We start from the raw sequence: 22,838 nt of genomic DNA on the forward strand, positions 1-22,838 counted from the left end.
TTAGAAAGAAGGAAAAACTAGCATGGTAAAAGGATTGTATATCCATATTCCATTCTGCCACCAGATCTGCCATTACTGCGATTTCAATAAAGTCTTTTTCAAAGACCAGCCAGTTGATGCCTATATCGATTCGCTCGGCAAAGAGCTGGCGCTTTGGAAACAAGAAGGCGCACTCGATAAACCGCTTGAAACGATTTTCCTGGGCGGGGGAACGCCGACTTCATTGACGCCGCAGCAACTTGAAAAATTGCTCGGCTATATCCACCAATATGTCCCGATGGCGGACAATTTGGAATGGACGTCTGAAGCAAATCCAGATGAATTGACAAAAGAAAAAATGCAAGTGCTCTTTGACGGCGGCGTCAACCGGCTTAGCATGGGTGTCCAATCGTTCGATGAAGATTTGTTAAAGCGTTTGGGCCGGACCCATAGCAACGGCGATGTAGCAAGAGCGGTCGAAGAGGCAAGGCAGGTCGGTTTCACAAACCTGAGTTTTGATTTGATGTACGGCTTGCCAGGGCAGTCGATGGCGCAATGGGAAGATACGTTAGAGAAAGCATTCGCTTTTGACCTCCCCCATTTTTCTGCGTATTCGCTGATCATTGAACCGAAAACCGTATTTTACAACTTAATGACAAAAGGCAAGTTAAATACCGTTACGGAAGATCTGGAAGCTGACATGTACGATAAACTTATGGGTGAGATGGACAAACGCGGCTTGAAACAATACGAGATATCAAACTTCGCCCTTCCCGGTTTTGAATCGCGCCACAATCTACTGTATTGGGACAACGCTGAATACATCGGCGCAGGTGCCGGGGCGCATGGGTATGTGAAAGGCGTCCGGTATTCCAATGCAGGACCCTTGAAAAAATACATGGCGCCGCTCGATGAAGGCAAACGCCCAGTGCTCAATACCCACGAAGTGCCGCTTAACGAACAAATGGAAGAAGAAATGTTTTTGGGTCTCCGAAAGACAGCCGGCGTTTCACTGAGTGGATTCCAGACGAAATTCAATCAGCCGATCGGCGATATATACGGAACCATTTTAGAAAAGGAAATTGATAAACAGAACCTTGTCATTGAACAGGATTTTATCAAATTGACAAAAAAAGGCCGGTTTGTCGGCAATGAAGTATTCGAGCAATTTTTGCTTGGATAGGAAAAGCGCAATCGTTGACAACAACAATGGAATTTGGTAATTTTAGTGTAGTATTAGCACTCGGGTAACTAGAGTGCTAACAGAGGTGATGATCATGTTAACAGAACGGCAGTTGCTCATTTTAAAAGTGACAGTAGATGATTACATTCAATCAGCTCAGCCGGTCGGATCAAACCAACTATCCAAAAAATCCGAAATTCCATTTAGTCCCGCAACCATACGGAATGAGATGGCTGATCTGGAAGGACTGGGTTTTCTTGAAAAGACGCATACGTCTTCAGGCCGGGTCCCTTCTGAAAAAGGGTATCGCTATTACGTCGACCATTTGCTGACGCCAAAACCGCTTCCGCAGCAGGATATTGTGCAGCTCCGCTCGATTTTTCAAGACAAAATTACGGAGACCGAAGAAGTAATCAAACGGTCCGCCATGATTTTGTCCGAGTTGACAAACTACACAGCTATTTTGCTTGGCCCGGATGTTGGCAAGCATATCGTTAAAAAATTGTCCATTGTGCCTTTGACGACCGATACGGCAGTTGCCATAATTGTGACTGACAACGGCCACGTCGAAAATCGGGTATTCACTATACCGGAAGGCATCAGCCCTTCTGATATTGAAAAAATGATCAATATATTGAATGAGCGCCTCGTTGGGGTGCCATTAAATGATTTGCATCGCCGGTTGGAACAAGAGACAATGACGATATTGCGGCAGCATGTGAAACGGTACGGCGAATTGTTCACGACTTTGCGCCAGGCAGCGGTTTTGCCCCATGAAGAAAATGTCTATTTTGGCGGCAAGCTGAACATTTTGAAGCAGCCGGATTTCCATGACATCCAAAAAATCAGGAATTTGATGGATGTCATGGAAGGGGCGAAGCATATTCCGATGATTTTGCCTATTGGGACCCAAGGGCTCCATATCCGAATCGGTTCCGAAAATGCTTTGTCCGCTATGGAAGACTGCAGTGTCATTACGGTTTCTTATGATATCGGGGAAGAGCAGACAGGTTCAATCGCAATCGTCGGCCCAAAACGGATGGATTATAAGCGGATTGTTTCCATGCTTGATTTGTTGAGCGGCGATTTGTCGAAAGAATTGACCCGTATGTTCCGGGCTAAGTGAACAAAAGGAGGAACAGGATTTGTCTAAAGAAAATGAACCGCTTAAAGCGGAAGAAGCAGTAACAAGTGAAGAAGCAGTAACAAGTGAAGAAGTGGAAACGGAAGTTGACACAGTAGACGCAGAAACAGAAACAGAAACAACTGAAGAAGAACAACAACCAGCAGAAGAAACAAAAGATGAAGCAGCTGCACTTCGCGAAGAGCTGGAAGCGGAACAGAACAAATACCTTCGCTTGCTTGCTGACTATGACAACTTCAAGCGCCGGGTCGTAAAAGACAGACAAGACGCTGAAAAATTCCGGTCCCAGTCGCTGCTTTCGGATTTATTGCCAGTATTGGATAATTTCGAGCGCGCACTTTCAGTGGAAGCGAAGAGCGAAGAAGCTGTTTCTTTGCAAAAAGGGCTTGAAATGGTTCGCAGCACGCTTCTTGAAGCGGTTAAACGCGAAGGGCTGGAAGAAATCAAAGCTGTCGGAGAAGCGTTTGATCCGCATATCCACCAGGCAGTGATGCAAGAAAAAGATGACAGCGCGGAGCCGGGCACCGTGCTGCAAGAACTGCAAAAAGGCTATAGCCTAAAAGGCAGAGTGTTGCGCCCGGCAATGGTGAAAGTTAACGAATAATAGGCAATGGAGGAATTTAAATGAGCAAAATTATTGGTATTGACTTAGGAACTACAAACTCAGCAGTCGCAGTGTTAGAAGGCGGCGAACCAAAAATCATCCCAAATCCAGAAGGCAACCGTACTACTCCTTCTGTTGTGGCATTTAAAAACGGCGAACGCCAAGTCGGGGAAGTTGCAAAGCGTCAATCGATTACAAACCCGAATACCATCCAATCTATTAAACGCTTAATGGGTACACAGCAAAAAGTAACAGCTGAAGGCAAAGAATACACACCGCAAGAAGTTTCAGCAATGATCCTTCAATACCTTAAAGGATATGCGGAAGAATATTTAGGCGAAAAAGTGACAAGAGCGGTTATCACGGTTCCTGCTTACTTTAACGATGCTGAACGCCAAGCAACAAAAGACGCAGGCCGCATTGCTGGTCTTGAAGTGGAACGCATCATCAACGAGCCGACAGCAGCTGCATTAGCTTACGGTTTGGATAAAATGGAAAAAGATGAAACAATCCTTGTATATGACCTTGGCGGCGGTACTTTCGACGTCTCGATCCTTGAACTTGGCGATGGCGTATTCGAAGTAAAATCAACTGCCGGCGATAACCGTCTGGGCGGGGATGACTTCGATAAAGTGATCATCGATTACTTGGTACAAGAATTCAAAAAAGAAAACGGCATCGATTTGTCAAAAGACAAAATGGCGACTCAGCGCTTGAAAGATGCTGCTGAAAAAGCGAAAAAGGATTTGTCTGGCGTTTCTTCAACTCAAATCTCGCTTCCGTTCATTACAGCAGGAGAAGCTGGACCGCTTCACTTGGAAGTGACATTGTCTCGTGCGAAATTCGATGAGTTGACTCATTCATTAGTTGAACGCACAATGGGGCCAACCCGCCAAGCATTGAAAGATGCAGGCATTTCAGCTTCTGAAGTCGACCGCGTTATCCTTGTCGGCGGTTCTACACGCATCCCGGCTGTACAAGAAGCGGTTAAACGCGAAACAGGCAAAGACCCGCACCGCGGCGTTAACCCGGATGAAGTTGTAGCGATGGGCGCAGCTGTACAAGGCGGCGTTTTGACAGGTGACGTTAAAGATGTCGTATTGCTTGACGTAACTCCATTGTCACTTGGTATTGAAACAATGGGCGGCGTGTTCACGAAATTGATCGAACGCAACACGACAATCCCTACTTCAAAATCACAAACATTCTCGACTGCTGCAGACAACCAGCCAGCTGTTGATATCCATGTTCTTCAAGGAGAGCGTCCGATGGCTGCGGCCAACAAAACGCTTGGCCGTTTCCAATTGACGGATATTCCGCCAGCACCACGCGGCATTCCACAAATCGAAGTGACGTTCGATATCGATAAAAACGGTATTGTGAGCGTTAAAGCAAAAGATTTGGGAACTCAAAAAGAACAAACGATCACTATCCAGTCAAGCACTTCTCTGTCTGAGGAAGAAATCGAACGTATGGTCAGAGAAGCAGAAGAAAACGCAGAAGCGGATGCGAAAGTGAAAGAAGAAGTTGATCTTCGCAATGAAGCAGACCAAGCGGTTTTCCAAACTGATAAAACAATCGCTGACCTTGGCGAAGTTGTGACTGAAGATGAAAAACAGCAAGCTGAAGCAGCTCGCGATGAGTTGAAAACAGCATTAGAAGGCAGCAGCATCGATGAAATCCGCGAGAAAAAAGACAAATTAAATGAAATCCTACAAGGATTGGCGATGAAAGCTTACGAGCAAGCAGCAGCCGCTCAACAAGGCGGACAAGCTGGCGCTAACCCAGGAGACGATGTAGTCGACGCAGAATTTGAAGAAGTAAACGACGATAAAGATAAGTAAGACCTGAAAAAGTCAAAGCAAAGCAAATGCTTTGGCTTTTTCAATGTCTTTGCAACCGCAATAGGAACCGTGTACAATTACAGTTGATTGCAAGAGGAGAGTGACGGCATGAACAAAAGAGATTATTACGAGGTGCTGGGAGTTTCTAAAACCGCATCGAAAGAAGAAATTAAAAAAGCATACCGGACTTTATCGAAAAAATTCCATCCGGATATCAATAAAGACGATAACGCATCAGAAAAATTCCAAGAAGTAAAAGAAGCTTACGAAGTGCTGAGCGACGACCAAAAACGTGCGCAGTACGACCAATTTGGCCATCAAGATCCGAACCAAGGATTTGGCGGTTTCGGCGGCGGTGCTGACGGCTTCGGTTTTGAAGACATTTTCAGCACATTCTTCGGCGGCGGCACTAGACGCCGTGACCCGAATGCTCCGAGAAAAGGGGACGATCTTCAATATTCCATGAATATCGAATTTATGGATGCTGTTTTCGGCAAGGAAACCACAATTGAAATTCCTAGAGATGAAACGTGTGGAACGTGTGACGGTTCAGGGGCGAAGCCTGGAACGAAAAAGAAAACATGCCCTCATTGCGAAGGTTCTGGTCAATTGAATGTTACGCAAGATACGCCATTTGGCCGTATGGTCAACCGCAGAGCGTGCCACCACTGTTCTGGTACTGGCCAAATCATTGAGGAAAAATGCCAAACTTGCCACGGTGAAGGCAAAGTACGCAAGGTCAAAAAAATCAAAGTCAGCGTACCGGCCGGTGTGGACGATGGCCAGCAATTGCGCGTCAGCGGACAAGGGGCTCCAGGGGTCAACGGCGGACCAGCGGGTGATTTATATGTTGTCTTCCGCGTAAGACCGCACAAAGATTTTGAGCGCGACGGCGATGACATCTACCTTGAATTGCCAATTACATTTGCACAGGCAGCATTGGGCGATGAAGTCGAAGTTCCGACAGTTTCCGGTAAAGTGAAATTGAAAATCCCGGCCGGCACTCAAAGCGGAGCGAAATTCCGCTTAAAAGGAAAAGGGATCAAAAATGTCCACGGCTATGGAACAGGCGATCAGCATGTTATCATCCGTGTGAAGACACCAACAAAATTGAACGAGAAACAAAAACAATTGCTGCGTGAATTCGCGGAAATCAGCGGCGATATTCCAGAAGAGCAAAGCAGTTCATTGTTCGATAAAATCAAACGCACCATCAAAGGTGATTAAGAAAAAATGACTAATTGAGTTGGGCTGACTTTCCGCTTGCTTTTGCAGAGCGAATAGCTGCATACTCCCGAGTTTTCATACCGAACAGACTAAAGTTTGGCATGTGCCATAAACAGAGGGAAGCAGGTCAGTTCAACTTCAATAGTTATTCATTGAACCAATGATAAAGGAGCCGGTCATAGATGAAATGGTCAGAACTGTCGATCCACACGACAAATGAAGCAATCGAATCCGTTTCGAATATTTTGCATGAAGCGGGCGCAAGCGGCGTAGTAATTGAAGACTCTGAAGACTTTGCCAGAGAACGGGAAGACCGCTTTGGTGAGATTTATTCGCTTGATCCTGATGATTTCCCTAAAGAAGGCGTCATTCTAAAAGCATATCTGCCGGTCAATAGTTTTTTAGGAGAAACAGTGGAGGCGATTAAACTCGCTATCAACAATCTTGTGAAATTCGATATCAACCTCGGGGCGAATGTTGTAACGATCAGCGAAGTAAACGAGGAAGAATGGGCAACTTCTTGGAAGAAATACTATCATCCGGTAAAAATATCAAAGCGCTTCACCATTGTGCCGACTTGGGAAACGTACAACCCGGTCTCCAGCGATGAATTGATCATCGAATTGGATCCAGGCATGGCTTTTGGAACCGGTACGCATCCGACTACCGTTATGAGTCTGCAGGCACTAGAGAAAACCGTACAGCCCGGTCAGCAAGTGATCGATGTTGGCACCGGTTCCGGCGTCTTGGCGATTGGAGCTGCAATGCTCGGTGCTGAACATGTACATGCGCTGGATCTTGATGAAGTGGCAGTTCATGCAGCTCAGATAAATGTGAAGCTAAACAAAATGCAAAGCCAGATTGATGTTGTCCAAGGCAACTTACTCGACACAATCAAAGAACCGGGAGATGTGGTAGTCGCAAACATTTTGGCGGAAATCATCATTTCTTTCACGGATGACGCGTTTCAAGCTGTAAAACCTGGCGGCATCTATATCACATCGGGCATTATTATGCCTAAGAAAAACGATGTCAAAGCAGCGCTTGAAGCTTCTGGATTTGTTGTCGAAGATGTCATGATGATGGAAGATTGGGTAACAATCATTTCAAAAAAACCGGAATAACGGGGTGTTACGATGCAACGATATTTTCTAGAAGGCAAAGTTCCCGACAATAAAATAGTGACCATAACAGGCGATGATGCGAAGCACATCGCTAAAGTTATGCGCCAAACTGCTGGGGACCGGATTATTGTAGTGGTTGAAGATACAGCTTTTCTCGCCGAAATCCGTTCAACCGAATTTGATGTGAGTGTGGAACTTAAAAGTGCGCTTGAAACGAATTCCGAAATGCCGAAACAGGTGACCATTGCATGTGGTTTGCCAAAAGGCGATAAGCTCGAACTTATTACGCAAAAATCAACCGAACTGGGAATGTACGCGCTGTTGCCGTATGTCGCAGAACGTTCGATTGTCAAGTGGGACTCCGCAAAAAACGGCAAGAAGATAGCGCGGCTACAAAAAATTGCCAAGGAAGCTGCAGAACAGTCACATCGCACGCGCATTCCCGACATACATAATGTTCACACATTCAAGCAATTGATGGAGGCAATCCAGTCCTATGATGCCGTTGTCGTTGCTTATGAAGAAGAGGCACGGAGCGGTTCGCCGACGCGATTTGCCGATATTTTAAAATCATTGTATGATAAGGATTCAATCCTGCTTGTATTTGGTCCGGAGGGCGGCGTTTCAGAAAACGAGGTTTCCCGTTTGAAAGAAGCGGGTGCATTGTTCACTTCTTTAGGACCGCGTATTTTGCGGACGGAAACCGCTCCGCTATACGCATTATCTGCTTTATCTTATGAATATGAATGAGAGAGGTGGCCACTTATGTCGACGGTAGCTTTCCATACGTTAGGCTGTAAAGTGAATCATTACGAAACAGAAGCGATCTGGCAGCTGTTCAAAGAACAGGGCTACGAACGTGGTGAGTTTGATCATCATTCCGATGTTTATGTGATTAATACGTGCACTGTCACCAATACGGGTGATAAGAAAAGCCGCCAGGTAATTCGGCGCGCTGTGCGCAACAACCCGGATGCGGTCATTTGTGTGACCGGCTGCTATGCCCAAACCTCACCTGCTGAAATCATGGCTATACCTGGCGTGGACATTGTTGTGGGAACACAGGACCGCACCAAACTGCTCGGCTATATCGACCAGTATAAAAAAGAACGAAAGCCAATTAACGCAGTTGGCAATATCATGAAAAACCGTGTTTACGAAGAGTTGGACGTTCCGGCATTTACGGACCGGACTCGTGCATCTTTGAAGATCCAAGAAGGCTGCAATAATTTTTGCACCTTTTGCATTATTCCGTGGGCGCGCGGCTTGATGCGTTCGCGCGACCCAAAAGAAGTGGTGCGCCAAGCGCAGCAACTAGTGGATGCCGGCTATCTTGAGATTGTATTGACCGGTATCCATACAGGTGGCTACGGTGAAGATTTGAAAGAATACAACCTCGCACAATTGCTGCGGGATCTCGAAACACAAGTGGTTGGTTTGAAACGCTTGCGGATTTCTTCCATCGAAGCGAGCCAGTTGACCGATGAAGTAATCGACGTATTGAGAGAATCGAAAATCGTGGTGCGTCATTTGCATATTCCAATCCAATCGGGGTCAAATACTGTATTGAAGCGGATGAGACGAAAATATACAATGGAGTTTTTTGCGGACCGCCTCGTTCAATTGCGAAAGGCGCTGCCGGATCTGGCCATTACATCTGACGTCATCGTCGGTTTCCCTGGAGAAACTGAAGAAGAGTTTATGGAAACCTTCAATTTCATCAACGATCATAAATTTTCCGAACTGCACGTCTTTCCATATTCACAGCGTACAGGTACCCCTGCAGCGCGTATGGATGGACAACTAGATGAAGAAATAAAGAATGAGCGGGTCCATCGGTTGATCGCTTTGAATGATCAGTTGGCAAAAGAATATGCCTCCAAATTTGAAGGGGAACTTTTGGAAATCATACCGGAAGAAAAGCATGAAAGTGACGCTGGAACCGAGATGGTGGAAGGCTATACAGACAATTATTTGAAAGTTGCCATTCCTGGAGACCAATCGTTGATTGGCAAAATTGTTAAAGTGAAAATTACAAAAGCAGGATATCCGTATAACGCCGGCCAATTTGTCCGCGTGATGGAAGAGTTGACTGTTTAAACATTAAACCGACAAAAGAATGGAGCTATTACATGACTAACATTGCCTCTTATATCGATCATACGCTATTGAAACCTGAAACAACGTACGACCAAATTGTTAAGTTATGCAAAGAAGCGGACGAATACAAGTTTGCTTCAGTGTGCGTAAATCCAGCCTGGGTGGAAGCGGCAGCTGCTGAGCTCAAGGAAAGTACGGTTAAAGTATGTACAGTTATTGGATTTCCGCTTGGAGCTTCGACATCTGAAACGAAAGCGTTCGAAACTGCGGACGCTATATCAAAAGGCGCGAGTGAAATCGATATGGTCGTCAATATCGGAGCTTTGAAAAGCGGCAACAGCGATCTTGTGAAAAAAGACATTGAAGCAGTAGTCGAGGCAGCAAAAGGGAAAGCGATTGTCAAAGTCATTATCGAGACGGCCCTTTTAACAGACGATGAAAAAGTTACGGCTTCCCGGTTGTCAAAAGAAGCTGGCGCTGATTTTGTAAAAACCTCAACAGGTTTTTCTACTGGCGGTGCAACTGTCGAAGACGTGAAATTGATGCGTGAAACTGTTGGAGCGGAGCTGGGAGTGAAAGCCTCCGGTGGGGTCAGAAGCTTAGAAGATGTGCAAGCGATGATTGAAGCGGGAGCCAGCCGTATCGGCGCAAGCTCAGGTGTCCAAATCATGCAAGGCTTAACTTCGAATTCCGATTATTAAGTATTGACCTCTGGGAAAATCTACGTTATACTTTTTAAGTATATAACACTAGTTGTTATTAGTTTCAACGTGTGTTCGGAGGGAGGGAAAAAGAGATGACAAAAACAACTGTTCGTAAAAACGAATCAATTGAAGATGCTCTTCGCCGCTTCAAACGCACTGTTTCTAAATCCGGAACAATGCAAGAGGTAAGAAAGCGTGAGTTTTATGATAAGCCAAGCGTAAAACGCAAATTGAAATCAGAAGCTGCGCGTAAACGTAAATTTTAATTGACTTTACTTTAAAATTGATAATTAAAAAATATGAACGACCAGCTAAAACCGGCTGCACGAAGTATTCGTGCAGCCGGTTTTTTTGTTTCCTTTTAATGAGGGCGTTCTTTTTTCATATTGCAAAATCTACTATAATATAGTGAAAAGGCAGAGATTTTTGAAACCATTTGTATCTTGATACGTAAATAAAGGGTACAGTAAAACAGAAGGAGGAATTCCTTTGCGCGGCGCCAAGAACTTTACAGCTTTTTTTCTTTTGCTGATGTCGCTTCTTTTATTTTTGCCGTTGGTTCAAGCGGATACGCCGACCATCTACGTGATTCCCATTGAGGCTGAAGTTGAAAGAGGCTTGCAGTCATTTATCGAACGCGGAATCGAGGAAGCCGAAGATGCCGGGGCTGAAACCATCATTTTTGATATCGACACTCCAGGCGGTTTTGTCAACGCCGCTGATGGCATTGCCCGTTTAATAGAAGAAACGGAACTTGAAACCGTTGCTTTTGTTAACACGGATGCTTTGTCGGCTGGGGCTTTTCTGGCATTGAACAGCGATGAAATTTTCATGCATCCAAAGGGGCGCATGGGCGCTGCGCAAGTAATCGATCAAGCAGGCAATGCGGCAGAAGCCAAAGCGAATAGCGCGTGGCTTGCTTCCATGGAAACTGCAGCTGAATCAGCTGACAGAAATCCGAAATATGCACTTGCCATGGCAGATGCATCGCTTAATTTGCCGGAACTGCAAGCAGGTGATGGCAAATTATTGACTTTAAGTGCATCGGAAGCTAGGCAGGTAGGTTATTCAGAAGGAACCGCATCGAGCATTGAAGAGCTGCTTGCTTTGAAAAATTACGAAGGCGCAGAGCTTGTAACGGTCAATGAAACCTTCTCTGAAACGCTTGCCCGCTTTTTAACAAACCCTATTGTGGTTCCAATTCTTCTGTCCATTGCATTTCTTGGAATAATCCTGGAATTGTTCACTCCTGGCTTAGGGGTTCCGGGTATCGTAGGGATTTCATCATTGTTGTTATTCTTTTACGGCCATTTGGTGGCGGGGCTTGCGGGATATGAAGCCATTATTTTGCTGATTATCGGATTCGGGCTTCTTCTTGCCGAGTTTTTTGTGCCGGGAGGAATAGCCGGATTTCTAGGGCTTGCCGCAGTTTTCGGCAGCATCCTGTTAGCTGGCGGAGACCTTCAGACGACGTCCATAGCTATACTTATTGCATTGATTGTAGCTTCAGCAGGGATGGTGATTTTATTGAAATTCTTTGGCAAACGGCTCCATTTATTCAATCGGATTATCTTGATGGATTCTACAAATACCGAAAGCGGGTATGTGTCAAATGTCAACCGGTTGGAATTGGTCGGCCAAACCGCTGTAACCATGACAGCTCTTCGGCCATCCGGAACCATAAAGCTGAACGATGAACGGATTGACGCCGTTTCTGAAGGCCGGTTTGTGGATCCGGGAAAAAGCGTTAAAATTATTAAAGTAGAAGGTTCTCGCATTGTTGTCCGTGAGATCGACCAAGAAGGGGAGGAATAAAGAATGGGACTTGAAACACTAGGAATAGGCGCTGCAATAATTGCCGTCATCGTCGTACTGGCCATATTCTTCACATTTGTACCAATTACACTATGGATTTCAGCAATCGCTGCCGGTGTAAGAATCAGCATTTTCACATTGATTGGGATGCGTCTTCGCCGAGTCATCCCGTCACGGATTGTTAATCCGTTGATCAAGGCGTCAAAAGCGGGATTGACAGTTACCATCAACCAGCTTGAAAGCCATTACCTTGCCGGCGGTAACGTAGACCGTGTGGTTAATGCACTGATTGCGGCGCACCGCGCGAACATCGATTTGCCGTTTGAGCGTGCAGCTGCGATCGATTTGGCTGGGCGAGATGTATTGGAAGCTGTACAGATGTCTGTTAACCCGAAAGTGATTGAAACGCCATTTATCGCGGGTGTGGCAATGGACGGAATTGAAGTAAAGGCAAAAGCGCGTATTACGGTTCGTGCAAATATCGACCGGCTTGTCGGTGGTGCCGGTGAAGAGACAATCGTTGCCCGTGTTGGCGAAGGGATTGTCTCGACACTCGGGTCAAGCACTAACCACAAAAAAGTACTTGAAAATCCGGATTTGATTTCCCAGACTGTTTTAGGCAAAGGCCTGGATTCTGGTACAGCATTTGAGATTCTTTCGATTGATATTGCAGATGTTGATATCGGTAAAAACATCGGAGCCGAACTTCAAACCGAACAAGCTGAAGCAGACAAGAAAATTGCACAGGCAAAAGCGGAAGAACGGCGCGCAATGGCTGTTGCAAGCGAACAGGAAATGAAAGCGAAAGTTGTTGAAATGAGATCGAAAGTTGTCGAAGCGGAAGCTGAAGTGCCGATGGCGATGTCAGAAGCGCTGCGGAATGGCAATTTCGGCGTTATGGATTACATCAACTATAGAAACGTCCAGGCGGATACAAGCATGCGCGACTCAATCGCACGATCCGGAGCCGACACATCGGACGCTAAATAATCCAGGGTAATGCCAGGAAGGATGGTGGTTCAATGTGGAAGGCCTCATCATAGGATTTATCGTCATGGCTATTGCTGCAATCTTCAACAGAAAAAATACCGATGAAGAAACAGCAAAGCCGAAAAATACGGCTCCAGCGAACAGGCAGCGCACCGTAAAGCGGGCAGAAGATTATGCAAAAGAAATTTACGGCGAACTGCAAACGCAAGTGAAAGAGCGGCCTGAAAGAACTAGGCAAATTGCCAAGAAAGCAGAAGAAACCGTTGCCAGCTCGCGGACGCGGAATCCGGAATCAAAACGTGAAGTGCCTGTGCGTGCTGCGACAGGCAGACTGACAGCCGATCAAACACGCCCGTCTCTTGGTGCAGATACCCGTTCCCGTACAGCTGCAGACAACGTATTTCCTCTTGAAAAAGAAGATTTGAAAAAAAGCATCATCTTATCAGAAATTCTAATGCCGCCCAAGTCAAAACGAAGATAACTAGAAGTCGTCCGGCATATGCTGGACGGCTTTTTGCCTGTTTGCAATCTTCGCTCAAATCAGTGGCGAAATGTTTTACAGACACAGATAGTTAGTGATAGAGTGAGAGTAGTAGTTAATACTCAATTTCAAGGGAGCGTCTACATGACAGAAAACCAATTACTCGAACTGCATGTTAAAGATCCAAACGAAGCATTGTTGCTTCTTGGAATTTCTGATAATCATATGACTCTTATCGAAGAAGCTTTAGATATTCAGATCATCACCCGAGGGGAAGTCATCAGATTATCAGGAACAGAAGAAGGCAAACAGACCGGGAAGCTATTGATCGAACAATTGCTTAAAGTCATCCGTAAAGGCATCAATATTGACCAACGGGATATTGTGTCGGCCATCGAAATGGCGAAAGCCGGAACGATTGAATACTTCGCTGAGTTGTATGAAGAAGAAATTGCAAAAAATGCAAATGGCAAATCAATCCGCGCAAAAACTATTGGCCAACGCCACTATATCCACGCGGTACGAGGACGGGATTTGGTATTCGGTATTGGACCAGCTGGAACAGGAAAAACGTATTTGGCGGTTGTTATGGCGGTGCAGGCCCTTAAAACCGGTAATGTTAAACGCATTATTTTGACGCGCCCGGCAGTTGAAGCAGGGGAAAGCCTTGGATTTCTTCCAGGAGACTTAAAAGAAAAGGTAGATCCTTATCTTCGCCCGTTATATGATTCGCTCCATGATGTATTGGGATTGGAACAGACCAACCGATTTATCGAAAGAGGCATCATCGAGATTGCTCCACTCGCTTATATGCGCGGGCGCACATTGGACCAGGCATTTGTCATTTTAGACGAAGCCCAAAATACGACAAAAGCCCAAATGAAAATGTTTTTGACTCGTCTCGGATTCGATTCGAAAATGATTATTACAGGAGATAAAACGCAAATTGATTTGCCGCGCGGAGCCGAATCAGGTCTAATTGCAGCGGAAACGATATTAAAAGGTGTTAAAGGCGTCCATTTCCAGTATCTGGAAAGCGGCGACGTTGTGCGGCATCCGCTTGTTGCTAAAATCATTCAAGCATATGATAACCAGTCTTCTTAATAGACTGGTTTTTCTTTTGTTAGTTAATTTCCATAAAAGGAATTGAATTTCAAATTTTTTGAAATAGGCAGTGAAATCCCATTCTACTATTGATATGATTGATGTATAAAGAGTGGGGTGGTTTGATGCGCCAGAAGGCAAAAAGCCTTTACGACAAGGCGGGTTATAAAGTTATTGCAATTGGATTAATCTTATTGATCGGTGCAGTGGTTTACGGGTTTTTGTATCCCTCGATCAATGCCAACTCGTACGATATACAATTGTTTCAACTGTCGGATGAAACAATTCGTTCAGCTAAAACTGTTGAAGATCCAGTAAAGACGGAACTGGAACGAGAGCGTGTAGCTGCTGAGATTTCACCTAGTTATGAGTTTAGTGATGAACTTGCAGGAAATCAGGCCGCTGTTATCGACTCGTTTTTCGGCTATATAGTGGAAGTGAAAGACACTGTTAAAGACAATGAGAAAAAAGCGCCGGATATGGCATCCATGATAGCAAGCCTCCGGGAAAAACTTCGGTTGATGGAAACAAACGAAAGCGGGCTGCGGTTGACGGATGAAACGATGAGAAATCTTTTGCTGTTGCCAGAGGAACGGCTGCAAGGCGTGCAGAACGAGCTGCAGAATGCCGTTGAAAATAGATTGAGTAATCCGTTGCGGGAAGAAGCTGTTTTAGAAGTGCAAAATGGCATTGAGCAGGAAATCCGGCAAAACGAAAACATACCGGCTTCCATATTGCCTGCGGCAACCTCTATCGCGCGCTTCGCGATTAAACCGAACGAAGTAGTTGATGAAGAATTGACCAACGCTCAAATGGAGCAGGCCAAAGCCAGTGTCGAACCGACTCGGATTTTAAAGGGCCAAGTGCTTGTCCAAGAGGGGCAAGTCGTTGACCGGGAAGTATATCGCCAGTTAGAGCTTGCTGGCATGACGGAAGAACAGCAAAATTTCAAGCCCCCGATCGGGCTATTGCTTTTTGTTGTTATTGCTATGGGTTTGCTGATGCTTATCCTGAAGCGTTCGTCTGCAAAAGAACCAGAGAAGATTACAGCGCTTTTAGTGATCGGGATTGTCATCGCCTTTTCATTGGCGTTATTGAAGTTGATCAGTTTAGTCAGCGGCAATTTTGAAATCAACATCGCTTTCCTTTTTCCAACTGCATTGGCTGGGATGCTTGTCTGCTTGCTGGCTAATGAGCGCTATGCTGTTTTTGTATCTTTCTTTATCGCAGTCAGTGCCGGCATCATGCTGCAAGGGGATTATGCAGAGCTTGTAGAGATGGATGTTGTACTATACATTTTAGTCGGCGGGATAACCGGCATCTATCTGACTGAACGGGACGACAAGCGTGCCCACTTGCTTCAGGCGAGTTTGGTCGTTGCTGCAGTGAACGCATTATATGTGGGCTTCTATTTGCTCATGGGGCAAAGCCAGTATGACTGGTCGGAGATTGGTTTTTACTTTGCAGCAGCATTAGTTTCGGGCATCGCGTCAGGTGCGCTGACAATCGGGCTCTTGCCGTTCTTTGAGTCGATTTTTCGGAAGCTCTCAGCCATTAGGCTGATTGAATTGGCAAATCCGAACCACCCGCTGCTTAAAAAAATCTTGATGGAGACGCCTGGGACTTACCACCATAGCGTTATGGTCGCAAACCTGGCTGATGCTTCATGCGAGGCAATCGGGGCAAATGGTTTATTGGCCCGTGTCGGTTGCTACTATCACGATATCGGCAAAACGAAAATGCCGCAGTTTTTTATTGAAAACCAAATGAACATTCCGAACCCCCATGATGCCATTCCACCGGATACGAGCCGTGACATTATACTGGCCCATGGCAAGCAAGGGGCTGACATCTTAAAAAAACATAAAATGCCAAAAGAAATTGTCGACATTGCCATGCAACATCATGGGACGAGTTTGTTGAAATTTTTTTACCATAAAGAAAAAGAGAAAAACCCGGAAGTGGATGAAGGGCTATACCGCTATGCAGGGCCAAAGCCGCAAACAAAAGAAATTGCGGTTGTCTCCATTGCTGATAGCATTGAAGCTGCAGTGCGTTCGATGAAAGAGCCAACATCAGAAAAAATAAAAAATTTAGTCGATGCAATTGTAGAAGATAAACTGAAAGATGGACAGTTTGATGAATGCGATTTAACGATGAAAGAATTGAAGACGGTCAAAAAAGTCATGTGCGAAACCTTGAATGGGACGTTCCATACAAGAATTGAATACCCAAAATAAAGTAAAGTGCCTGGAGGGAGTTATTATGTTATCTATAGATTTTCTTGATGAGACCGATTCTCTGAAAGAGGGCGATTTGCAATTTGTTGAAAAGGTGCTTATGCATGCGGCGGATGTTGAAGAAGTTGGAAATGCAGAAGTGTCGGTGACGTTTGTGACGAATGAAATGATTCGTGATATCAACAAAGAATACCGCGGAAAAAACGAACCGACGGATGTGATCTCCTTCGCCATGGAAGAAATGGGCGAAGGAGAATTGGAAATTGTCGGCACGGATGCGCCGAGGACACTTGGCGATATTATCATTTCGCTTGATCGCACAAAAGAGCAGGCCGCAGATTATGGCCATTCATTTGAACGTGAACTCGGGTTTTTGGCTGTTCATGGGTTTTTACACCTTCTCGGATACGATCATATGAACAAAGAAGACGAGAAAAAAATGTTCTCTCGGCAAGAGGAGATTTTATCTTCTCTCGGCATTACACGCAATCAGCATGAACGCGAATAGATTTTTCCGGTCATTCAAGTATGCGGCGGAAGGGGTCAGGTCGGCGCTAGTGAAAGAACAAAACGTCCGTTTCCATTTCTTGTCGGCCATCATCGTAGTGATTGCCGCTTTTTTCACGGGGCTTTCTTATATCGAATGGGTTGTGGTCATTGGGCTGATAGGAGGCATGATTGCGCTGGAAATGGTCAATTCTGCGCTTGAACGTGTGGTGGATCTGGTGACTGGTGAATTTCATCCGCTTGCGAAACAGGCAAAAGACATTGCGGCCGGTGCGGTTTTGGTTTTTGCGCTAGCTAGTGCTATAATTGGTTTACTAATCTTTATGCCAAAATGGTTTTAATCTTACAGAGGTGATAGATAATGGAGAAGAAACAATTGATGGAACAAGCAGTCGCTGCACGCGAGAAAGCTTATGTGCCTTATTCGAATTTTCCGGTTGGCGCAGCGCTTTTGACAGCTGAAGGAAAAGTATATAAAGGGGTCAATATTGAAAATGCCGGCTATTCCATGACGAATTGCGCGGAGCGGACAGCGATGTTCAAAGCCGTATCTGAAGGCGATTTGAATTTTATGGCAATCGCTGTTGCAGCGGATACAGAAGGTCCGGTATCGCCTTGTGGAGCTTGCCGGCAAGTATTGGCAGAATTTTGCCCGCCGGACATGCCGGTTTATTTAACAAATTTAAAAGGGGACGTCCAGGAGACATCAGTAAAAGAATTGCTTCCAGGCGCGTTTTCTACGGAGGATTTAAAATATGCAGCAAGAAAATAATGGCTTCAAATCTGGGTTTATTTCCATCATCGGACGCCCGAACGTAGGGAAATCGACTTTCTTGAACCGCGTGGTCGGCCAAAAAATCGCCATCATGAGCGATAAGCCGCAAACGACTCGCAATAAAGTGCAAGGCGTAGTGACAACAAATGACAGCCAAATGGTCTTTATCGATACGCCAGGTATCAATGAACCGCGCCATAAATTGGGCGATTTCATGTTAAAAGTGGCAAAGAATACGTTCCGGGAAGTGGACGTTCTGCTCTTTGTGGCCAGTGCAGCTGACCGCATCGGCAAACAGGACCGTTATGTTCTTGAAATGCTGAAAGGCATTGATGTTCCGGTCTTTTTGGTACTCAACAAGATTGACCAAGTCCATCCGGATGACTTGCCGAAAATCATTGAATCGTACCGCAATGAATTCGACTTTAAAGAAGCAATTCCTATTTCAGCTCTGCAAGGCAACAACGTCGAGAACTTGCTTGGGAAAATTTCGGATTACTTGCCTGAAGGGCCGCAGTATTACCCATCAGACCAAGTAACGGACCATCCTGAACGCTTTATAATTTCGGAACTGATCCGGGAAAAAGCTTTGCATTTAACCCGTGAAGAAATTCCGCATTCGATTGCAGTGGTTATTGAAAAGATTGCTCCTGATAAAGAAAGCGAAAACATGATTCGCGTACAAGCGACCATCATGGTTGAGCGGGATTCGCAAAAAGGCATTGTTATCGGTAAAAAAGGGGTATTGTTGAAAGAAATCGGCACACGCGCGCGCCAAGATATAGAAAATCTGCTTGGCTCAAAAGTCTTTTTGGAACTTTGGGTAAAAGTACAGAAAGACTGGCGCAACAAAGCGGTGCATTTGCGCGATTTTGGCTTCCGAGACGACGAATACTAAGGAGCGGCCAGCATGCAAAATCAATTAGAGGGCATTGTAATCCGTGCACGCCCTTACGGCGAAACGAATAAAATCGTTACCTTGTTTACCAGGGAAGCCGGCAAAATCACGTGCATGGCAAAAGGGGCGAAGAAACCGGCGAGCCGACTGGCTGCAATCACGCAGCCGTTTACACACGGCACTTTTTCGATCTACAAAGGAAAAGGCATGGGGACCATCCAGCACGGAGACCCATTGGAGTCGCTTCGGCATATCCGGGAAGATATCATGGCGACTGCCCATGCTAGTTATATCACGGAGCTGATTGACCGTCTGACCGAACAAGATGAGCCGCAGCCCGTGGTGTATGAAATGCTTTACCAAGCGCTTCACGCTATCGACGAAGGATATGACCCCGAGGCGATTACGTTATTTGTTGAGTGGAAGATGCTGCCTTATGCCGGGTTGACACCGACATTGCACCAATGCGCCAATTGCGGGGCAGCGGAAGGCGAGTTCGCTTTTTCATTCCAGGAACTTGGTTTTTTGTGCCATCGCTGTTTTGACATTGACCGCTACATCATCCGTCTAAGCCCAGCGCTCGTAAAAGTGATCCGGACACTTTTTTTCGTCCCGATTGAACGGGTCGGTTCACTGAAATTGAAAAAAGAATCCAAGACGCTATTAAAGCAAATTGTCCGCACAATCTACGAAGAACAAGCGGGAATCCGTTTGAAATCCCGCGGCTTCCTCGAACAAATCGAACGGACACCGGAATTTTTTCCGAAAAAAGAAGATCCGCCAAAAGACGAGTAGTCATTGGCGGATTTTTCTTTTGTGCAGAAAAGTTATTGGAACGAAAAAAAGCTATCTGCCTAATGGCAGATAGCTTTTTGGCCTTAAAATTGAGTATGTTCGGTAATATACGCTTGCACATCTGCAATCGGCATACGGACTTGTTCCATTGAATCGCGGTGGCGTACAGTCACTTGGCCATCTTCTACAGAGTCAAAGTCGTATGTGATGCAGAACGGAGTTCCAATTTCGTCTTGTCGGCGGTAGCGTTTGCCGATTGACTGGGATTCGTCATACTCTACCATGAAATGCTTCGATAGCTGAGCAAAAACTTCTGTTGCGCCATCCGCTAGTTTCTTGGAGAGGGGAAGAACTGCCGCTTTATACGGTGCGAGTGCCGGATGTAGTTTCAACACGGTCCGCTTGTCATCGTTTTCAAGCTCTTCAATAGTATAGGCGTCAACAAGAAATGCCAACGTGACGCGGTCTGCTCCAAGAGAGGGTTCGATGCAATATGGAACATAGCGTTCGTTTGTAATTGGGTCGATATAATTGAAATCTTCGCCTGAATGTTCCATATGGCGCTTCAAGTCAAAGTCGGTACGGTCTGCGATGCCCCAAAGCTCGCCCCAGCCGAATGGGAATTTGTATTCGATATCCGTTGTGGCATTCGAGTAATGCGATAATTCATCTTCGTCATGGTCGCGAAGGCGCATGTTTTCTTCGGTCATGTTCAAGTCCAACAGCCAGTTTTTGCAGAAATCGCGCCAGTAAGCGAACCACTCCAGGTCTTCGCCCGGCTTGCAGAAGAACTCAAGTTCCATTTGCTCGAACTCACGCGTGCGGAATGTGAAGTTCCCTGGTGTGATTTCGTTGCGGAAACTTTTGCCGATCTGGGCGATGCCGAACGGCATTTTCTTTCTCATGGAACGCTGGACGTTTTTATAGTTGACGAAAATCCCTTGAGCCGTTTCCGGGCGCAGGAAGATTTCGTTTGTTGACGATTCCGTAACGCCTTGGAACGTCTTGAACATCAAGTTGAATTGGCGGATGTCCGTGAATTCTTTTGATCCGCAAGTCGGACATTTGATGTCGTGTTCTTTGATCAATTCAGCCATGCGCTCGAATGACAAGCCATCGACGATCATTTCAATGCCTTTTGCCTCTAGCGCATCTTCGATTAATTTATCCGCACGGTGGCGTGTTTTGCAGCTCTTGCAATCGATCATCGGGTCGTTAAAATTGCCGACGTGGCCAGATGCTACCCAAGTTTTTGGGTTCATCAGGATGGCAGCATCCAATCCGACATTGTGTACGGATTCCTGGACGAACTTTTTCCACCAAGCTTTTTTGACATTGTTTTTCAATTCGATGCCGAGTGGGCCATAATCCCAAGTATTAGCCAAACCTCCATAAATTTCAGAGCCCGGGAAAACAAAACCTCTGTGTTTTGCTAAATTTACTACATCTTCCATTGACATAAAATTACCTCCATAAAATAAAAAAATCGCACGCGTCCCGGACATTGAGTCCGAGGACGAGTACGTTATGACCCGCGGTTCCACCCCGATTGGCTGCAGATGCAGCCCGCTTATAAAAGAAGAGGCTCCGGATTGCCTGATCCTGTCTGTGCGGGCTTTCACCGTCCCCGCTCGCTAGAATGCGACAGTTTTTTAAGATCCATCATTGCCTGGTATTCGATTCGCTAGTAATTGTATCACGCTAATCTTTTCTTCGCAATATCTCTATGATTAGTATATAATAATGAACATTGAGTATAACATATTTTGAGGCGGTGAGTCCGATCGAACTCAATAAGAGGCAAGAAGAAATTTTGCAGATCGTAAAAGGCAATGGCCCGATAACGGGAGAACAGATTGCTGAACGCCTGCATTTGACAAGAGCTACATTACGGCCCGATTTAGCCATCTTGACCATGGCAGGTTTTTTAGATGCCCGCCCGCGTGTTGGCTATTTTTATTCGGGAAAAAAACCTGGGCAAGACATTTCTGAAACAATGAACAATATGAAAGTTGGTGATTTCCAATCGATTCCTGTAGTTGTGCGGGAAGATGTCAGTGTTTATGACGCCATCAGCCAAATGTTCTTAGACGATGTCGGTACCTTGTTCGTGGTCGACAAACAGTCGTTTTTGACAGGTGTCTTGTCGCGGAAAGACCTGCTTCGTACGAGTCTTGGCAACCAAGATTTGTCCAGTATTCCTGTACATATCATCATGACCCGCATGCCCAATATCACTTATTGTTTTAAAAACGAACCGCTTATAAAAGCGGCCCATCGCCTGATTAATCAGCAAATCGATGCCTTGCCGGTCGTAATCGAACAACCGGAAGGATTAAAAGTCATCGGCAGATTGACGAAAACCAATATTACCCGTGCGTTTTTATCCCTGTCGGAAAGCCATGAATTGTGAGGTGCACATATGAATCCACTCCGCTTGTTCATCGTCTCCGATTCGGTCGGAGAAACAGGTGAACTAGTTGCGAAAGCAGCCATTAGCCAATACTTAAACGCAGATCAGCACGCCGTTTTAAAGAGATTTCCTTATATCGATTCTATCGATCACTTGCATGAAATCATTAAATTGGCTGCCAATCAAAAAGCATTTATCGTCTATACGCTCGTATCAAAAGAGTTAAGGGAATATCTTGTTGCGGAAACGGCAAAACTTCAGGTTTCGGCAGTTGATTTAATGGGGCCACTCCTCGATGCGCTGGGAGAGGAACTCGGGGCTGCACCTCTGGAAGAAGCTGGACTGGTCCGTAAATTGGACGATGATTATTTCAAGAAGGTAGAAGCGATCGAGTTCGCTGTTAAATACGACGACGGCCGAGATCCGAGAGGCATTTTAATGGCTGACATTGTCTTAGTCGGAATTTCCCGGACATCGAAAACGCCGCTTTCCCAATATTTAGCCCATAAACGATTAAAGGTGGCGAACGTACCGCTCGTTCCAGAAGTGGATCCGCCGGAAGAATTGTTCCAAGTGGATCCAGCAAAATGTTTTGGCCTTGTAATTTCTCCCGAAAAGCTAAATAACATCCGTAAAGAACGGCTGATAGCTCTGGGATTGAATGATGATGCCAACTACGCCAGGATTGAACGGATTCATGAAGAAATCATTCATTTCAATAAAGTGGTCGATAAAATCGGCTGTGAAGTGGTAGATGTGACAAATCGTGCAGTAGAAGAGACAGCAAATTTAATTTTAACCAAATTTAAAGATAAAGTTTGAAAAGCCACCTGAGAAGGAGGTTTTTCTGTTTTTAGAGCAGGTAGATGGTTGCATTTTCCAATGTTCAGAGGCTAGGCGGAGTTCGATAA

The 22,838-nt window shown here is 45.6% G+C and carries 23 protein-coding genes; 22 read left to right on the top strand and 1 reads right to left on the bottom strand.

Annotated elements, in window-relative coordinates; translation table 11 throughout:
- Nucleotides 1–22: 22 nt before the first annotated feature.
- The 20 genes from hemW (at nt 23) to recO (ending at nt 19,514) form a co-directional block, all read left to right on the top strand.
- Nucleotides 23–1,162: a radical SAM family heme chaperone HemW gene (gene hemW / locus FQV28_RS05460; protein ID WP_146494558.1), complete on the top strand. Its 1,140-nt coding sequence runs from the start codon at nt 23–25 to the stop codon at nt 1,160–1,162.
- A gap of 94 nt (nt 1,163–1,256) precedes the next feature.
- On the top strand, nt 1,257–2,288 hold the full coding sequence (gene hrcA, locus FQV28_RS05465; RefSeq protein WP_146494559.1) for a heat-inducible transcriptional repressor HrcA: 1,032 nt from the start codon (nt 1,257–1,259) through the stop codon (nt 2,286–2,288).
- 19 nt (nt 2,289–2,307) lie between these two features.
- Entirely contained in the window at nt 2,308–2,910 is a 603-nt protein-coding gene (gene grpE / locus FQV28_RS05470) for a nucleotide exchange factor GrpE (protein ID WP_146494560.1), read from the top strand.
- Between the two features lie 20 nt (nt 2,911–2,930).
- Complete coding sequence (gene dnaK / locus FQV28_RS05475) at nt 2,931–4,754, top strand: molecular chaperone DnaK (protein ID WP_146494561.1); 1,824 nt, start codon at nt 2,931–2,933, stop codon at nt 4,752–4,754.
- 108 nt (nt 4,755–4,862) lie between these two features.
- Nucleotides 4,863–5,981, top strand: a complete 1,119-nt coding sequence (gene dnaJ / locus FQV28_RS05480; protein WP_146494562.1) for a molecular chaperone DnaJ — start codon at nt 4,863–4,865, stop codon at nt 5,979–5,981.
- A 182-nt stretch (nt 5,982–6,163) separates the two neighbouring features.
- Nucleotides 6,164–7,105 (top strand): 50S ribosomal protein L11 methyltransferase, encoded by a 942-nt coding sequence (prmA, locus tag FQV28_RS05485; protein ID WP_146494563.1) that lies wholly within the window; start codon nt 6,164–6,166, stop codon nt 7,103–7,105.
- 12 nt (nt 7,106–7,117) lie between these two features.
- Entirely contained in the window at nt 7,118–7,855 is a 738-nt protein-coding gene (locus FQV28_RS05490; protein ID WP_146494564.1) for a 16S rRNA (uracil(1498)-N(3))-methyltransferase, read from the top strand.
- A 15-nt stretch (nt 7,856–7,870) separates the two neighbouring features.
- Nucleotides 7,871–9,205 carry a tRNA (N(6)-L-threonylcarbamoyladenosine(37)-C(2))-methylthiotransferase MtaB gene (gene mtaB / locus FQV28_RS05495; protein ID WP_146494565.1) on the top strand — a complete coding sequence of 445 codons (1,335 nt, stop codon included), beginning with the start codon at nt 7,871–7,873 and terminating at the stop codon, nt 9,203–9,205.
- Nucleotides 9,206–9,237: 32 nt separating this feature from the next.
- Nucleotides 9,238–9,906: a deoxyribose-phosphate aldolase gene (gene deoC / locus FQV28_RS05500; RefSeq protein ID WP_146494566.1), complete on the top strand. Its 669-nt coding sequence runs from the start codon at nt 9,238–9,240 to the stop codon at nt 9,904–9,906.
- A gap of 95 nt (nt 9,907–10,001) precedes the next feature.
- Nucleotides 10,002–10,175 carry a 30S ribosomal protein S21 gene (rpsU, locus tag FQV28_RS05505; RefSeq protein ID WP_106532713.1) on the top strand — a complete coding sequence of 58 codons (174 nt, stop codon included), beginning with the start codon at nt 10,002–10,004 and terminating at the stop codon, nt 10,173–10,175.
- A gap of 223 nt (nt 10,176–10,398) precedes the next feature.
- A complete protein-coding gene (locus tag FQV28_RS05510) occupies nt 10,399–11,724 on the top strand; it encodes an NfeD family protein (RefSeq protein WP_370455114.1) in 1,326 nt (441 codons plus the stop codon).
- A gap of 3 nt (nt 11,725–11,727) precedes the next feature.
- Entirely contained in the window at nt 11,728–12,714 is a 987-nt protein-coding gene (gene floA, locus FQV28_RS05515) for a flotillin-like protein FloA (RefSeq protein WP_146494567.1), read from the top strand.
- 34 nt (nt 12,715–12,748) lie between these two features.
- Nucleotides 12,749–13,195, top strand: coding sequence for a hypothetical protein (locus FQV28_RS05520; RefSeq protein WP_146494568.1), 447 nt, complete (start codon nt 12,749–12,751; stop codon nt 13,193–13,195).
- Nucleotides 13,196–13,339: 144 nt separating this feature from the next.
- On the top strand, nt 13,340–14,299 hold the full coding sequence (locus FQV28_RS05525) for a PhoH family protein (RefSeq protein ID WP_146494569.1): 960 nt from the start codon (nt 13,340–13,342) through the stop codon (nt 14,297–14,299).
- 125 nt (nt 14,300–14,424) lie between these two features.
- The gene (locus FQV28_RS05530; RefSeq protein ID WP_146494570.1) at nt 14,425–16,539 is read left to right on the top strand and encodes an HD family phosphohydrolase; all 2,115 of its coding nucleotides are present in this window, start codon (nt 14,425–14,427) and stop codon (nt 16,537–16,539) included.
- Nucleotides 16,540–16,564: 25 nt separating this feature from the next.
- Complete coding sequence (ybeY, locus tag FQV28_RS05535; RefSeq protein WP_146494571.1) at nt 16,565–17,047, top strand: rRNA maturation RNase YbeY; 483 nt, start codon at nt 16,565–16,567, stop codon at nt 17,045–17,047.
- Nucleotides 17,034–17,387, top strand: a complete 354-nt coding sequence (locus tag FQV28_RS05540; protein WP_146494572.1) for a diacylglycerol kinase family protein — start codon at nt 17,034–17,036, stop codon at nt 17,385–17,387. Before ybeY ends, FQV28_RS05540 begins: the two co-directional genes overlap by 14 nt.
- A gap of 20 nt (nt 17,388–17,407) precedes the next feature.
- Nucleotides 17,408–17,818 (top strand): cytidine deaminase, encoded by a 411-nt coding sequence (locus FQV28_RS05545; RefSeq protein ID WP_146494573.1) that lies wholly within the window; start codon nt 17,408–17,410, stop codon nt 17,816–17,818.
- Entirely contained in the window at nt 17,802–18,719 is a 918-nt protein-coding gene (gene era / locus FQV28_RS05550; RefSeq protein WP_146494574.1) for a GTPase Era, read from the top strand. Before FQV28_RS05545 ends, era begins: the two co-directional genes overlap by 17 nt.
- Nucleotides 18,720–18,731: 12 nt before the next feature.
- On the top strand, nt 18,732–19,514 hold the full coding sequence (gene recO, locus FQV28_RS05555) for a DNA repair protein RecO (protein ID WP_146494575.1): 783 nt from the start codon (nt 18,732–18,734) through the stop codon (nt 19,512–19,514).
- 83 nt (nt 19,515–19,597) lie between these two features.
- On the opposite strand, the gene FQV28_RS05560 is transcribed toward recO, so the two are convergent.
- Nucleotides 19,598–20,974 (bottom strand): glycine--tRNA ligase, encoded by a 1,377-nt coding sequence (locus FQV28_RS05560; protein ID WP_146494576.1) that lies wholly within the window; start codon nt 20,972–20,974, stop codon nt 19,598–19,600.
- 314 nt (nt 20,975–21,288) lie between these two features.
- Here FQV28_RS05560 and ccpN point away from each other — a divergent pair, with 314 nt between their 5' ends.
- Nucleotides 21,289–21,927, top strand: coding sequence for a transcriptional regulator CcpN (ccpN, locus tag FQV28_RS05565; protein ID WP_146494577.1), 639 nt, complete (start codon nt 21,289–21,291; stop codon nt 21,925–21,927).
- A 9-nt stretch (nt 21,928–21,936) separates the two neighbouring features.
- On the top strand, nt 21,937–22,749 hold the full coding sequence (locus FQV28_RS05570; protein ID WP_146494578.1) for a pyruvate, water dikinase regulatory protein: 813 nt from the start codon (nt 21,937–21,939) through the stop codon (nt 22,747–22,749).
- Nucleotides 22,750–22,838 lie beyond the last annotated feature (89 nt).

It is taken from the genome of Planomicrobium sp. CPCC 101079 (assembly GCF_007859275.1).
Lineage (GTDB): Bacteria > Bacillota > Bacilli > Bacillales_A > Planococcaceae > Planococcus.